The 15194-nt window shown below is 33.9% G+C and carries 11 protein-coding genes; 7 read left to right on the forward strand and 4 right to left on the reverse strand.

The features are described 5' to 3' along the window. Positions 1–238 precede the first annotated feature (238 nt). Together rnjA and ACYSNW_RS15940 are read right to left on the reverse strand one after the other, a co-directional pair. The gene (rnjA, locus tag ACYSNW_RS15935) at positions 239–1909 is read right to left on the reverse strand and encodes a ribonuclease J1 (RefSeq protein ID WP_461746168.1); all 1671 of its coding nucleotides are present in this window, start codon (positions 1907–1909) and stop codon (positions 239–241) included. A 1-nt stretch (position 1910) separates the two neighbouring features. Further along, complete coding sequence (locus tag ACYSNW_RS15940; protein ID WP_461746170.1) at positions 1911–2123, reverse strand: DNA-directed RNA polymerase subunit epsilon; 213 nt, start codon at positions 2121–2123, stop codon at positions 1911–1913. 938 nt (positions 2124–3061) lie between these two features. Between ACYSNW_RS15940 and ACYSNW_RS15945 the strand changes: the two genes are divergently transcribed. The 3 genes from ACYSNW_RS15945 (at position 3062) to ACYSNW_RS15955 (ending at position 7351) form a co-directional block, all read left to right on the forward strand. Then, on the forward strand, positions 3062–4792 hold the full coding sequence (locus ACYSNW_RS15945; protein WP_461746172.1) for an ABC transporter ATP-binding protein: 1731 nt from the start codon (positions 3062–3064) through the stop codon (positions 4790–4792). Continuing rightward, the gene (locus ACYSNW_RS15950) at positions 4789–6555 is read left to right on the forward strand and encodes an ABC transporter ATP-binding protein (protein ID WP_461746174.1); all 1767 of its coding nucleotides are present in this window, start codon (positions 4789–4791) and stop codon (positions 6553–6555) included. The genes ACYSNW_RS15945 and ACYSNW_RS15950 overlap by 4 nt, the downstream gene beginning before the upstream one ends. Positions 6556–6862: 307 nt before the next feature. Further along, positions 6863–7351 (forward strand): gamma carbonic anhydrase family protein, encoded by a 489-nt coding sequence (locus ACYSNW_RS15955; protein ID WP_461746176.1) that lies wholly within the window; start codon positions 6863–6865, stop codon positions 7349–7351. Between the two features lie 111 nt (positions 7352–7462). Here the strand turns inward: ACYSNW_RS15955 and ACYSNW_RS15960 are convergent, their stop codons facing one another. After that, positions 7463–8437: a ring-cleaving dioxygenase gene (locus tag ACYSNW_RS15960; RefSeq protein WP_461746178.1), complete on the reverse strand. Its 975-nt coding sequence runs from the start codon at positions 8435–8437 to the stop codon at positions 7463–7465. A 269-nt stretch (positions 8438–8706) separates the two neighbouring features. Between ACYSNW_RS15960 and ACYSNW_RS15965 the strand changes: the two genes are divergently transcribed. Both ACYSNW_RS15965 and ACYSNW_RS15970 read left to right on the forward strand, forming a co-directional pair. Further along, positions 8707–9576, forward strand: coding sequence for an SPFH domain-containing protein (locus tag ACYSNW_RS15965; RefSeq protein ID WP_461746180.1), 870 nt, complete (start codon positions 8707–8709; stop codon positions 9574–9576). A 177-nt stretch (positions 9577–9753) separates the two neighbouring features. Further along, positions 9754–10404, forward strand: coding sequence for an HAD family hydrolase (locus ACYSNW_RS15970; RefSeq protein WP_461746182.1), 651 nt, complete (start codon positions 9754–9756; stop codon positions 10402–10404). 191 nt (positions 10405–10595) lie between these two features. On the opposite strand, the gene ACYSNW_RS15975 is transcribed toward ACYSNW_RS15970, so the two are convergent. Further along, the gene (locus tag ACYSNW_RS15975) at positions 10596–11783 is read right to left on the reverse strand and encodes a hypothetical protein (protein ID WP_461746184.1); all 1188 of its coding nucleotides are present in this window, start codon (positions 11781–11783) and stop codon (positions 10596–10598) included. A 283-nt stretch (positions 11784–12066) separates the two neighbouring features. On the opposite strand from ACYSNW_RS15975, the gene nox reads away from it, so the two are divergent. Further along, the gene (gene nox / locus ACYSNW_RS15980) at positions 12067–13398 is read left to right on the forward strand and encodes a H2O-forming NADH oxidase (protein WP_461746186.1); all 1332 of its coding nucleotides are present in this window, start codon (positions 12067–12069) and stop codon (positions 13396–13398) included. Between the two features lie 209 nt (positions 13399–13607). Continuing rightward, positions 13608–14993 carry an endolytic transglycosylase MltG gene (gene mltG, locus ACYSNW_RS15985; protein WP_461746188.1) on the forward strand — a complete coding sequence of 462 codons (1386 nt, stop codon included), beginning with the start codon at positions 13608–13610 and terminating at the stop codon, positions 14991–14993. The last annotated feature ends 201 nt before the right edge of the window (positions 14994–15194 follow it).

Genomic DNA, 15194 nt, shown 5'->3' on the forward strand with positions numbered 1-15194 from the left:
GTAGTTTCTCCATTTTCATTTTGTATAGTGAATCCTTCTATTTTCCATTTTATCAAAGAATACAATTAGAAAAAAGAAGGTTTAAGAGAAGCAATTACAAATGTTGCACTTAATTAGACAATTCTAGAAATAAGTTTTACTGAAAAAGCGAGAAGAAGTGAAGTGTTAAGTGTAAAAAAGCGAAAGTCCACAAAAATTATGGTTCAAATTTTTGTGGACTTTCGTTATATCGTATTGTTTAAGAAGTCATAATCATTGGTAAAATCATCGGATGGCGCTCTGTTTTAGCGAATAAGAAGGGTTGTAAAGCACTAGAGATTGCTTCGCATAAACTAGCTTCTGTACAGTTCTCATCGCGCATAGCTTCTCTTAACGCATTAAACAGCAGACGTTGTCCCTCATGAATCATTTCACCAGATTCTCGCATATAAACAAATCCTCTAGACAAAATATCTGGACCTGCTAAAATTTCTTTATTTTTGATGTCAACAGTAGCAACAGCAAGAACCAATCCTTCTTCAGAAAGAATGCGGCGATCTCTTAAGACCACATTTCCAATATCTCCTACGCCATTACCATCTACGTAAACATCATTTGCATTAAAATGACCAGCCATACGTGCAGTATCAGCAGTTAAAGCAAGGACATCTCCATTCTCCATAATAAAACAGTTTTCTGGCGGAACACCGACATCTTCTGCTAATGAAGCATGGATTTTTAACATTCTAAATTCGCCGTGAACTGGCACAAAGAATTTTGGTTTCATTAAACGTAGCATTAATTTTTGTTCTTCTTGCCCACCATGGCCAGATGTATGAATATTGTTGATCTTTCCGTGGATTACTTCAGCACCTGCTTCAGATAAAAGATTGATCAACCGATTTACACTTGTCGTATTTCCTGGAATCGGTGAACTAGAAAAGATAACTGTATCGCCAGGTTGAATAGCAATCTGACGGTGAGTTCCATTGGCGATTCGGCTTAGTGCGGCCATTGGTTCACCTTGGGATCCTGTACATAAAATCATAGTTTCATTTGCTGGCAATTGATTTAGCTCATTGGCATCAACAAACGTTCCTTTGGGTACATTGATATATCCTAGACGCTCGCCATTAACGATGGCGTTTTCCATACTACGACCAAAGACGGCGATTTTTCTACCTGTCTTAACAGCGGCATCAGCCGCTTGCTGTAGCCGAAAAATATTGGAAGCGAAGCTGGCAAAGATAATTCGGCCATCGATTTTTTCAAAAATTTTCAAAATTGACGAACCGATTGTTTTTTCTGATTTAGTAAATGTTGGAATTTCTGCATTTGTACTATCGGAAAGTAAACAAAGAACGCCTTCTTCACCAAGTTTAGCCATTCGATGCAGGTTAGCAGGCTCCCCAACAGGTGTAAAATCAAATTTAAAATCTCCAGTTGCTACGATATTACCAGAAGGTGTTTTAACAACAACACCTAAAGCATCTGGGATACTGTGAGTTGTACGGAAAAAGCTAATTGCTGTTTTTCGGAAACGAATAACGGTATCTTCATTAATTTCGTTTAATTGAGCCTCTCGCAATAAACCATGTTCATCTAATTTATTGGTGATTAAAGCCAAAGCTAGAGGTCCAGCATAAATTGGGATATTTGCTTGACGTAAAAGGTATGGAACGCCGCCAATATGGTCTTCGTGTCCATGAGTAATCACTAAAGCTTTCACTTTATGCAAATTTTGGACAATATAACTATAGTCAGGAATAACATAGTCGATTCCAAGCAAGTCATCTTCAGGAAATTTTATTCCAGCGTCAATGATAATAATCTCATCTTGAAATTGGACTCCATAGGTATTTTTTCCGATTTCACCCAACCCGCCAATCGCAAAAACACCAGTTTCGTTATTTTTAATATTTACTTTCATATTAAAACTCCGTTAAAGAGAAATCCGCATGTTCTTGTTCATAAGCTAAATGCTTACTATCCAATTCTTGAACATATTCAATATTATAGGGTGTGTTCTCTTCTACTAATTGACGAACAATAACATCACTTTCAGCTTCAACATAAAGAGACTTAGTATCTTCTCTTTTTGGGTTTCTCACTTTTGTTTCTTGATAATAAACTTTATAGATCATAATCATTTCTCCTTCATCTGCTTAAAGCAGTCATTTATTTATAATTTATTTTTATCGAATAATTTTGAACACAACAAATTTAGGCAGTTTTCTACCTAGAAACAATGACCATCAAAAACAGGAGTTTTTAATGAAATGAAGCCTCGACTTTGCCTCATTTATTATTTTGTTTTATGGTATTAACTTGATTTCACCGGCTCTTGTGCTGTGTGGTACAACAATTAAAGTTATTTTATCATAAAATAGGTAATAAGTATAGAAACAGGTTTAGTTTGAATAATTAGCGGAGGTTGGGACAAAAATAGTGAGCTCTGAGAACCGATTAGGTACGATGCACCATCGAATCACTATGCTTTTCGTGATTTATCGCAATTAAGAAAGAATTTCAGAAAATCACAAGAAACACGAAAGGGTTCCTACTTGGTTTCTTCAAATTTTTGGTAACCGAGTAGGTATTGTGCAACATCAGCTCATAAAACAATCGCTTAGAATTGAGCAATTGGATCAACCAGCAGTTATTGCACTATTTGCAATGAATGATGGTTAGGAAATTGCCGAGATTCTGATTGTTTTCTGCCGTTTATTCGGGTTTAAAAGATAGAACAAAAGTTTTTTTGCTTTTGACCCAACCACTAGCACTAGTTTTTCTTTCTTGATTTTCAGCTTAATTTTCATAAAATTTGAATTCCTTCATCGTTTTTAGACATCCCCTACGTAAAAGGTGAATGCAAATTCCTTTTTATCGCTATTGATTTACTAAATAATGAAGAAAAATGATTGTTTGATTATAATCACTAAGTCGACTTGTTTTTTCTCATTTCTTTTTGAAAATAAAAAGTTACAAGACAAAGAAAAAAACTTTTTTTGTAATTTACCTGATTGTCTATTGTGTGCTATAGTTGGAGTACTGGATTAAAAATGCTAGAGGAGATGATTGATTGAAATTAATGTGGCGTTATACAATGAGATATAAGAAATTATTGTTTCTAGATTTCATTTGTGTATTTGGATTTATCTTGATAGAGCTAGGTTTACCAACACTTTTAGCTCGAATGATTGATAAAGGAATAAAAAATAATGATTTTGGTTATGTGAAACAACAAGCCTTATTAATGATATTGATTACAATCGTTGGTGTAGCGATGAATATCATGTTGGGGTATTTTGGTGCGCGAATTACGACAAATATTGTTCGAGATATTCGAGATGATTTATTTGAAAAAGTACAGACGTTTTCTCATCATGAGTATGAAAAAATCGGTGTTTCTTCATTAATTACTAGAACTACGAATGATGCGTATCAAATTATGCTTTTTATGGGGAACATTTTGCGAATGGGCTTTATGACACCAATGATGTTTATTGTTAGTTTGTATATGGTTATGCGTACCAGCCAGACTTTAGGGTGGTTTGTTCTAGGCGCATTACCTTTACTTTTGATTGCTGTAGTTACAATTGCAAAAATTTCTGAACCACTGTCTAATGATCAACAAAAGAATTTAGACGGAATAAATGGTATTCTTAGAGAAAATCTGTCTGGTCTGCGGGTCATTCGAGCTTTTGTAAATGAAAAATTTGAAGAAAAAAGATTTGGTAAGGTAAATGAAGAATATACTAAAAGTTCAAAAAGTTTATTCCGTTTAATGGCAGCGGCCCAACCAGGGTTTTTCTTTTTATTTAATATCGTAATGGTGCTTATCATTTGGAATGGTGCATTACAAATCGACCAAGGAAATTTATTAGTAGGTGATTTAATTGCTTTTATCGAATATATTTTCCACGCACTCTTTTCATTTATGCTATTTGCCAGTGTCTTTATGATGTATCCAAGAGCGGCAGTTTCTGCTCGTCGGATTCAAGAAGCATTTGATATGAATCCAACTATTTTAGAGGATGAAGCGGGTGTATCTGAAACTAAAACAAAAGGCTATTTAGAATTTAAAGATGTAACTTTTGCTTACCCAGGCCATGCTGAAAGTCCTGTGATTCGTAATGTAAGTTTCACTGCTTCACCAGGAGAAACGGTTGCTTTTATTGGAAGCACTGGGAGTGGGAAATCGACTTTAGTTCAATTGATTCCACGTTTTTATGATGTTTCAGAAGGACAAGTTTTACTAGATGGTGTAGATGTTCGCGATTTTAAATTAAGTGCGCTGCGTAATAAAATAGGCTATATTTCTCAAAAAGCGCTTTTATTTACTGGTACAATCGCAGAAAATCTTTTATATGGGAAAGGTGATGCAACCGTAGCTGAGATGGAGCGAGCAGTCGAAATTGCTCAAGCAGCTGATTTCATCGACCAAAAACCAGATAAATTTGAAGAATTACTTTCAGAAGGTGGCGCTAATTTTTCTGGTGGTCAAAAACAACGTCTTTCGATTGCTAGAGCAATTATTAGAAAACCTGAAGTCTATATTTTTGATGATAGCTTTTCAGCATTGGATTATCAAACCGATGCGAAACTGCGTGCTCGTTTAAAACAAGAAACCTTAGATGCCACGGTATTAATTGTTGCCCAACGAGTAGGAACGATTATGAATGCGGATAAAATCATTGTCCTAAATGAAGGGAATGTGGTTGGTATAGGTACTCACCGCGAATTACTTGAAACGTGTTCGATTTATTATGATATTGCCTCATCTCAATTGTCAGAGGAGGAATTAGCATGAAAAAAACACTTTCTTCTCTAAAAAGATTAGGTAAATATATTGGTCCGTATAAAGTGACATTCATTTTAGTAATTATATTTACTGTTTTGACGGTGGTCTTTAATGCCGCCCTACCATACGTTTCAGGTTTACCGACGACGGAAATTAGTAAAAATATTACAGAAGGTAAAGAAATAAACTTTAACTATATTATTAAATGTTTGATTTGGGTCTTAGTTGTAGGGATGGGTTATTGTGCAGCTCAATTTTTATCCGGCTTTTTAATGACCAATGTCGTTCAAAACTCGATGCGAGATTTACGGCGTGAAATTGATGAAAAGATTAATCGTTTGCCAGTCTCTTACTTTGATAAAAATCAACAAGGAAATATTTTATCACGTGTGACGAATGATGTGGATGCTGTTAGTAATGCGATGCAACAGACGTTTATCAATATTATCTCAGCCCTGTTAGGAATCGTGATGGCAGTTGCGATGATGTTTTATATTAACTGGTTGATGGCGCTGATTTCTATCATTATGATTCCGTTATCGATTTTTATTTCTAAAACAATTGTTGGTATTTCTCAAAAGTATTTTCAATCAATGCAGAATGCTTTAGGTGATTTAAACGGTTTTGTTCAAGAAAATATGACGGGCTTCAGTGTTCTTAAAGTCTATGGTCGAGAAAAAGAAACGTTAGATGGATTTAAAAAGGTAAATCATCAATTAAATCATTTTGGTTTTAAAGCAACCTTTATCTCTGGGTTGATGTTACCATTGGTTCAATTAACCGCTTATGGTAGTTATATTAGTATTGCTTTTTTAGGTAGTTACTATGTAATTACAGGTGTCATTTTACTTGGTCAATTACAAGCGTTTATTCAATATATTTGGCAAGTAAGCCAACCAATGGGGAATATCACGCAATTATCTTCAGCGCTTCAAAGTGCTTCGGCAGCAGCTAAACGAGTATTTGAAATTTTAGATGAACCTGAAGAGCAATTGAATGAAAATGAAGTTCAATTACCAAAAGAAATTCATGGCACAGTTGATTTTGATCATGTTAACTTTAGTTATGATCCTAAAAAACCATTGATTAAAGACTTAAGTTTTTCGGTAAAAGCTGGTCAAACCGTGGCAATCGTAGGACCTACAGGGGCTGGGAAAACAACCTTGATTAATTTACTGATGCGTTTTTATGATGTAAATAAAGGTGCGATTAAAATTGATGGCATCGATACTAAAACATTAAATCGAAGCGATGTACGTTCGTTATTCGGAATGGTTTTGCAAGATGCTTGGCTTTATGAAGGCACGATTGCTGATAATATTCGTTTTGGTAAATTGGATGCAACCGATTATGAAGTTGTTGATGCAGCCAAAACTGCCAATGTCGATCACTTTATCCGAACAATGCCAGATGGCTATGAGATGAAAATCAACGCTGAAGGAGATAATGTTTCCTTAGGGCAAAAGCAATTGCTAACAATTGCTCGAGCTGTTATCTCAGATCCTAAAATTTTAATTTTGGATGAAGCAACAAGTTCTGTAGATACTCGTTTAGAAGCACTAATTCAAAAAGCGATGGATCGAGTAATGGAAGGACGAACAAGTTTTGTGATTGCGCATCGCTTATCGACTATCCGCGAAGCTGATTTGATTTTGGTCATGAATCAAGGTGAAATTATGGAAAAAGGTACACACAATGAACTTCTAGCGCAAGGTGGTTTTTATGAAAAACTTTATAATAGCCAATTTGCTGAAGAAGGGGATTATAATTAACAGAAATTAAAAAAGAGCGTCGAAAATCATTTTTTGATTTTCAGCGTTCTTTTTTTATATTGTAGTTAAAAATTATTGGTGCGGCCATTTTATCTCAAGCGACTTCCTGTTATACTAAATTTATTCAATCAATTCTATTAAAAAAGTATCTGCAAACGATAATGGCGAATAGATTCATAATTTAGTGGGATTCATTGACCTCTAGGCTAATTTTTCTTTCTTGATTTTCAACTAATTTTCTGAGAAATTAGCAAGACAGAATCGTTTTCAGATATTCCTTAACAAAAATCAAAAGGGAGTTATGCAGATGAAAGACTATTATATTGCTGAGAGTGCAGATGTCTATGGGGATGTCAAACTTGGTAAGGACTCAAATATTTGGTTTCAAGCGGTTTTAAGAGGGGATGCAGATTCGATTACGATTGGTGAAGGAACAAATATTCAAGATGGATCGGTGATTCATGTCGATTTTGATGCACCAGTTGTTGTAGGAAATAATGTCACTGTTGGTCATCAATGTCTTTTGCATGGTTGTCATGTAGCGGAAGGGGCATTGATTGGTATGGGGACCACTATTTTAAACCACGCGGTTATTGGAAAAAATAGTTTGATTGGCGCAGGTTCTTTGATTGTCGAAGGACAAAAGATTCCGCCAAATGTATTGGCTTTTGGTCGCCCTGCAAAAGTAATTCGCCCTTTAACAAGAGAAGAAATTCGAAAAAATAAAGAAAATGCGATGCATTATATTGAATTAGCTAAGAAGTATGCTGAAAATAAAATAGAACGAATAAAATAATCCAGCAAATTAATTACAAGATCATGTGTTAGATGAATAGCCAACAATAGCCTTCCCCAAATTAACGTTTTCACGTATTAATTGGGGAAGGCTATTGTTGGAACTTATTTATTAATTTCGCTTTTTGTTAGCATCTGAAGTATCGAGTGGACGAACATATTCTTCCACTTTTGTTCGTTTTTTTTCTAGTAATGGCGGTAAAGCTAATTTTTCTCCTGCATTTTCATAAGTTTCATCTTGAAAGAACCCTGGGCCGTCAGTTGCTAATTCAAAAAGAACCCCTGGAGCCGCTCTAAAGTATTCAGAAGCAAAATAGAAACGATCAACGAAACCTGAACTTGGTAAATTGGTTTGACCAATTTTGTTAATCCAAAATTGCAATGCTTCTTGGTCAACTACTCGCAAGGCCAAATGATGAACTGCACCGAAGCCTTCAATCGCCCTTTTCCTATTTTCCTGATGTTCAACAATTATGCTAGCGCCATTTCCGCCAGCTCCCACTTCAAATAAATGAAAGTTGCCTTCAGCATCAACTAAATGAAAGCCTAATAAATCCACTAAAATTGTTTGAATTTGCGGGAAATTTTCAACCGTAATAAAGGAAGGCCCTAATCCTGTAATACCATATTCTGTAGGTACATTTGAATTTTTCCAAGGAGTCCCAGCAGACACACCTGAATTTTTTTGATCAGAAATTAATTGGTATTGCTGTTGATCAAAATCTTCAAAAGTAATAAATTTTTTCCCGAAACGCTCTTCGATTTCTCCGTGAGCAATATTATGCTTGATAAAACGCTCAAGCCAATAATTTAAGGCAGCATCCGATGGTACTCGAAATGAGGTTTTAGAAATACTATTTGTTCCAGGTTCACTTTTTGGCATACCTGGAAAATCAAAGAAAGTCATATCGGTTCCAGCAGATCCAAGATCATCAGTGAAAAAAAGATGATATGTTTGAATGTCATCTTGATTGACTGTTTTTTTTATTAAACGAAGACCAAGAATATCCGTGAAGAAGCGATAAATTTTGTGCGCACTAGAAGTGATTGCCGTAACGTGATGTATCCCTTGAATATGTGTATTCATTTTATGTCCTCCAAAAAGTTAGAATGTATAGAAATTCAACAGAATCAAATAAACAAAAGTAAGATTAGGTTCTTTAGAAAAAATGGTTCAATTAGTTAAAGGTAAATTTAGCTTTTTGTTATTTTTTTAATGTATGTATTAAAAATCAGTGTAGAGGATATACGTATTTTTTGCAAACAAAAGGATTAATGATAGATAGTTGAATGATTGATTAAAGAAGAGTACTATGTGAGTAATAAAACTTAAATTTTTAGTAGGAGGAATAGAAATTGAAAGAGAAAAAGACCTTTCATGTAAATGGTTACTTAGCTTTGATTGTGCTGGGAGTACTGGTTCTTGCTGGTGGCTATTTACTTTACTATGGTGTTACACAAGAAAAAATAGTTTGGGTTATATTTAGTATTATTTTATGGCTTATTTCAGCCCTGTTTTTGAGTTCACTCACGATTGTTAGTCCTAATCAGGCAAAAGCGATTCTATTTTTCGGTCAATATTTGGGAACGATCAAGACAAATGGTCTATTTGTGACAATTCCTTTAACGCAGAAAATCAACGTATCATTGAAGGTTCGGAATTTTAATAGTTCATTATTAAAGGTTAATGATTTTGATGGAAATCCGATTGAAATTTCAGCGGTTGTTGTTTTTAAAGTGACAGATACTGCTAAAGCTTTGTTTGATGTTGATCGCTATCAGAACTTTGTTGAAATTCAAAGTGAGACAGCGATTCGACATATCGCTAGTCAATATCCATATGATACATTTAATGAAGACGACATTACGTTACGCGGGAATACGAATGAAGTGTCTGAGGAATTAGCCAAAGAGTTGCAAGAACGATTGTCAGTGGCAGGAGTCGAAGTGATTGAAACGAGACTTAATCATTTAGCTTATGCAACAGAAATAGCGAGTGCTATGTTACAAAGACAGCAGGCAAAAGCAATTCTTTCTGCGCGTCAAATTATTGTGGAAGGTGCCGTTTCGATGACCCAAATGGCTCTTGAACAAATTGAAGCTGGCCAAGAAATTCACTTCACTGATGACCGTAAAGTACAATTAATTAATAACTTATTAGTATCAATTATCACAGATAAAGGAACGCAACCAGTAATTAATACGGGTGACATCTCTGATCAATAGCAGTTGTTGGGATTAGGGAGTAGCAGAAAATGATAGTGGCGAATATTTTTGCAAATTTGGTGGAATCCATTATCAGAAGCAGCGCTTATATCACAAGTAAGCGATGTTTTCTTTCTAGATTTCCAACTGGATTTTAAAATAAAAGCTAATAAAATTAAGCGTAGAAAGAGAGTAAAAATGAACAATAAAATATTACTGTTTGATTTGGATGGAACAATCACGGATTCAGCTGAAGGAATTATCAATTCAGTTATTTATGCACTTGAAAAAATGAGTCAACCTGTCCCAGAAAAAAAGGAACTTTATTCATTCATTGGGCCACCGTTAAAAGAATCTTTTGAAACTATCTGCCAGTTAAATGAAGTAGATGCACAACGAGCTGTAACGTATTATCGAGAATATTACCAAAAGGAAGGCTTATATCAAAATCAAGTATATCAAGGAATCCCAGAACTATTGATTCATTTAAACGAATTGGGGTATCCATTATATATTGCGACTTCGAAACCAGAAGTTTTTGCCAAAGAGATATTGGTGCATTTTGAATTAACAGGCTATTTTAAGGGGATTTATGGAGCTAGTTTGGATGGTGTACGTTCTAAAAAAGCAGATGTAATTGCATATGCTTTAAAAGAAGCTAAGCTTGAAATGAAAAAGGATGTTATTATGATTGGCGATCGTAAACATGATATTTTAGGAGGCAAAGAAAATAATTTGGATACGATTGGTGTGTTATACGGATTTGGGAATAGAGAAGAACTGCAAATAGCACAAGCGACGTATCTAGCTGCAACACCAAATGAAATAATGGAAATCGTAGAAAAATGATTTTTGAGGATATTAGCTATCATGGATAGTTGTTCCATCCGCTACTTTTTAGATTCAGATGAAATCTTAAATTAAAAGTGATTTATATAAAAAAAGCCATAAAACGATAAAAATTGTTTTTCCAATTTTATCGTTTTATGGTTTTTTAATGTTAGTTTTTTTTGAGCCAACCCTGTATTAATTACATAATCTTATAGTGCATTTGATGCCAAGGCTTTATCTAAAGCAGCATTTAATCGTTTTAATTGATCAGCATTTAGGTACATTCCGCCACTTTCTCGAATCGATTTAGCTGTTTCTTCAGTGATTATTTCAGGATTTGCTTCGATTTGCGCAATTAGTTCATCTAATTGGTCATCGACATCTTCATCTGCTACACTTGTTGATGATGAAGATGAATTTGTGATACCGTCTAGAATTTTATTTACTTGATCTTGTGATAAGATATCTTTTTTGTCTGGTAAATTTATTTTCTGTTTATTTTTTTGAGGTTGTATAGAAAATGCAACAGTGATAGAAACTACATCTTTTTCACTATCAGATTTAGCTGTCATAGCCATTTCGCAATCAATAGCGTTTGTTTTTGTATCAACAGTCGTTTTTACGTCAAGTTTTTCATAGGTTTCTTTTATAGCACTAATGGCGTCGCTCATCTCTTTTTCGCTAGCTGTATCTTTTTCTTCTTTCGCCACTTTTTTCATTACTTCCATTAACTCAATAATTTCTTTCTTGGTAAATGTGTGACTAATTTTATCGCCATCTTTTTTAAACGAATCTTTATCAAAAGACTCAAGCGTTTTTTGTAATTCACTAAACATTTTTGACGTATTTTCAGATGCAGGATTGATATTTTTAAATGGATTCGTTGAATCTTTTGTTGTTTCTGCTGCTAAAGATTCACCTGTCGCTTCAATATCCATATATTTACCATCTAATTTTTTTAAATCCGCTGCAGAAATATCGATTGGAATTTGAAACCCTTTTGCTAAGTCCAATAAACTAGTAACGAAACTTGTAGATAAATACGCTTTTTCTTTTTTTCCAACTAGTTGAATCGGAATTTTTTGACCTAAGAATTTAAAATTCATTTCCATTTCGTACGCTTCTTCTTTTTCATCTAAAGCATAACTACCATCAATCTTAAGATCTTTTATTTGGTTGGCTATTAGATTGATATAAGCTGAGCCTGTTGTGTCACTTGTTTGCATATCAAACTCTTTAATACTCATATTAAATTTAGCCGCATTAAAATCTTGGTTACTTGTAGTATAGAGTGCTTTTGTAAATTCTTTCCGAGTATCATTCCCACAAGCAGTTAATCCTATTACACCTAACATGACAATAAATCCTAAAAATATTTTTTTTAAATTCATTTTCATTATATATTCCCCCTTAATGTTCATTTTATCTTTTTTTTGACAAGAAAGATAGTTATTATTTCTTTTAAACTTAATCAATAGTTATCAAAAATAGCTTAATTCTATAAGGATGAAATTATGAAATATTGTTGAATCATAATAAATAAATTTGGTAAAAACACTTTTTTTATTATCAAAAAGTAAAGTATTCTCATTTTTTTATTATTTTTAATCATTATTTGATAATAATAACTGTCTACTTTAATGTATACTAAAGTAAAATAAATCACAAAGGAGAAATAGTATGGTCAAAACAGTTATTATTGGTACAAATCACGCGGGAATTGCTGCAGCAAATACTTTATTGGACACTTATCCAAATCAAGAAGTGGTGATGATTGATCGAAATACGAACCTTAGTTATTTAGGATGCGGAACTGCACTTTGGGTAGGACGACAAATTGATTCTTATGAAAATTTATTTTACACAAATAAAGAAGCCTTTGAAGTAAAAGGCGCGAAAATCTATATGGAAACAACGGTTGAACGAATTGATTTCGCTCAAAAAACGATTTATTGCAAGAAAAATACAGGAGAAACATTTACCGAAAACTATGATAAATTAATTTTAGCTACCGGTTCTGCTCCGATTCAACCAAACATTCCTGGAAAAGACTTGAAAAATGTTGAATTTTTAAAACTTTTCCAAGACGGTCAAGCCGTTGATGCGGCAATCAGCAAACCAGATATTCAAACGGTTGCAGTTATTGGTGCGGGCTATATTGGTGTTGAAATTGCCGAAGCAGCCAAACGTCGTGGGAAAAACGTGTTGCTATTTGATGCAGCCGAACGTTGTTTGCCTAATTATTATGACAAATGGTTTACAGATGACATGGATAATACACTAAAAGAAAATGGCATTGAATTACATTACAATGAATTAGCAAAAGAATACAAAGGAACTGAAAAAGTTGAAGCATTAGTAACGGATAAAGGTGAATATCCTGTTGATTTAGTGATTAATGCTATCGGCTTCAAGCCAAATAATGAATTAGGAAAAAATCATTTAGAATTATTTGAAAACGGTGCTTACCTTGTTGATGATCACCAACAAACAAGCGATCCTGCTGTTTATGCGGTTGGCGATTGTGCAACGATTTATTCTAATGCATTACAAGATACAACTTATATTGCTTTAGCAACAAATGCAGTTCGTTCAGGTATTGTTGCAGGTCACAATATTGGTGGAACACCACTAGAAGCAATTGGTGTTCAAGGCTCTAACGGAATTTCAATATTTGGCTATCATATGGTTTCTACAGGTCTAACTGTTCAAGAAGCTGAAAAAGCTGATTTGAAAGTAAAATATACAGAATTTGAAGATTTACAAAAACCAGGCTTTATGAAAGACAATGATAAAGTTAAGATTCGAATCGTTTACGAAGAAGGATCTCGTCGCGTTGTCGGGGCACAGATGGCTTCTTATCAAGATATTTCTATGGGAATCCATATGTTCTCACTAGCAATTGAAGAAAAAGTAACGATTGATAAGCTAAAATTATTGGATATTTTCTTCTTACCGCATTTTAACCAACCATATAATTATATTACGATGGCCGCATTAAGTGCAGAATAAAACATAATCAGGGATTCATATTAAATGAAGAATGTAGCTAAGATGAAACGGTAACCAGTTTTATCTTAGCTACACTTTTTGTAGTTGCTCCTAGACACTATCAAACGTTACAAGTTGATAACTTTTCATTAAAAAGATTTTATTTTAAAAAGCTTTCATGTATAATAGTTTAAGTTAAGGATAGACATAGAAAGTAAGGAGGATTTGTTTTGGCAGATGATAACCAAAATAATCAAGATCATTCCACGCCCTCATTTAAAGAGCAAGTGTTAAATTCTTTAAAGGTCGATGACAATGAAAATTCAGATTCCTCTGAAAACTATAATCAGAATGAGTCACCAGAAGAATTTAAATATGATAGCCCGGCCACCGATTTAACGGATACACCTCAGGCTACAGATGATTTTACCGTAGAGACAGTTGGCTCAAGAAGTGGAGCTTCTCACGAAAAAGAACCTGAAAATGAAGACAGTGATACGCAAGAAGAATCTAAAAAACGAACTAGGAAAAGAGAAGATCGAATTGTTGGTAAAATCGTCCTACTTGTTGTAGGTGTGTTACTAATCGTAATCGCCATTTTTGGTTTTACATTATACCGATATGTAAATGCAGGATTACAACCACTAGATAAAAATGATGAAAAATTAGTTCAAGTTTATATTCCTGAAGGATCGTCTAACAAAAAAATTGCGAATATTTTGGAAGAAGATAAAGTAATCAAAAGTGCAATGGTTTTTAATTACTATGCAAAATTTAAAAATTTGACTGATTTTCAAGCTGGTTATTACCAAATGGCCCCTAATATGACTTTAGATGAAGTTGGAGCGACTTTAAGAGAAGGTGGAACGGCTGAACCAACGCAACTTGCTGATGGGAAAGTCACGATTCCAGAAGGCTATGATATTGAAAAAATTGGAGATGCGATTGCCGAAAATACTGATTTTAAAAAGGATCAGTTTATTGAATTAATGAAGAATCAAGACTTTTTCAATTCAATGAAAGAAAAGTATCCTGATTTGTTAGATAGTGCGGCAGCAGCAGAAGGAGTTAGATATCGCCTAGAAGGCTATTTATTCCCAGCAACCTATGATTATCATAAAGATCAAAAACTAGAAGATTTCGTTGAACAAATGATTGCGAAATCAAATACAGTTATTGAACCATTTGTTCCAACAATCCATGCTAAAAATATGACCGTTCATCAAGTCTTGACATTAGCTTCCTTAGTCGAAAAAGAAGGGGTCAATGATAGTGATCGTAAGAACATTGCTCAAGTATTCTTTAATCGAATTGCTGCTAACATGCCTTTGCAATCAGATATTTCGATTTTATACGCCTTAGGTGAGCATAAAGAACTTGTTACTTATGAAGATTTAGAGGTTGATTCACCTTATAATTTATATAAAAATACTGGTTATGGGCCAGGACCTTTAGATAGTCCAAGTGAGCAAGCAATTACTGCTGTTCTAAATCCTGAACCTAATAATTATCTGTACTTTGTTGCGGATATTACAACGGGAAAAGTTTATTTTGCAGAAACCTATGAGGAACACAATCAACTTGTTGAAAAATATGTCAATAATAAAGATGAATAAGTAGAAATTTAGCGTAACTTTTTACGAGCCAACCTATTTATGTAGGCGGCTCGTTTCGCTTTACTAACATCATGAAAAATTTCATAAAAAAGTGAAAATGAGTACATTTTTAAATCAAATACAATTTTTAAGCAAATATTATTTACAATTTAAGCGAAGCGTGGTACTCTTTTCTGGATTGAAAGCGGAATTTTTCAATAA

The organism is Enterococcus sp. LJL99 (assembly GCF_054871725.1).

Bases quoted from the DNA above. Each gene is read 5' to 3' on its own strand.
- ACYSNW_RS15960 (WP_461746178.1), bottom strand. From the start codon at position 8,437: ATGAATACACATATTCAAGGGATACATCACGTTACGGCAATCACTTCT.
- ACYSNW_RS15950 (WP_461746174.1), top strand. From the start codon at position 4,789: ATGAAAAAAACACTTTCTTCTCTAAAAAGATTAGGTAAATATATTGGT.
- ACYSNW_RS15955 (WP_461746176.1), top strand. From the start codon at position 6,863: ATGAAAGACTATTATATTGCTGAGAGTGCAGATGTCTATGGGGATGTC.
- ACYSNW_RS15970 (WP_461746182.1), top strand. From the start codon at position 9,754: ATGAACAATAAAATATTACTGTTTGATTTGGATGGAACAATCACGGAT.
- ACYSNW_RS15940 (WP_461746170.1), bottom strand. From the start codon at position 2,123: ATGATCTATAAAGTTTATTATCAAGAAACAAAAGTGAGAAACCCAAAA.
- ACYSNW_RS15975 (WP_461746184.1), bottom strand. From the start codon at position 11,783: ATGAAAATGAATTTAAAAAAAATATTTTTAGGATTTATTGTCATGTTA.
- nox (WP_461746186.1), top strand. From the start codon at position 12,067: ATGGTCAAAACAGTTATTATTGGTACAAATCACGCGGGAATTGCTGCA.
- rnjA (WP_461746168.1), bottom strand. From the start codon at position 1,909: ATGAAAGTAAATATTAAAAATAACGAAACTGGTGTTTTTGCGATTGGC.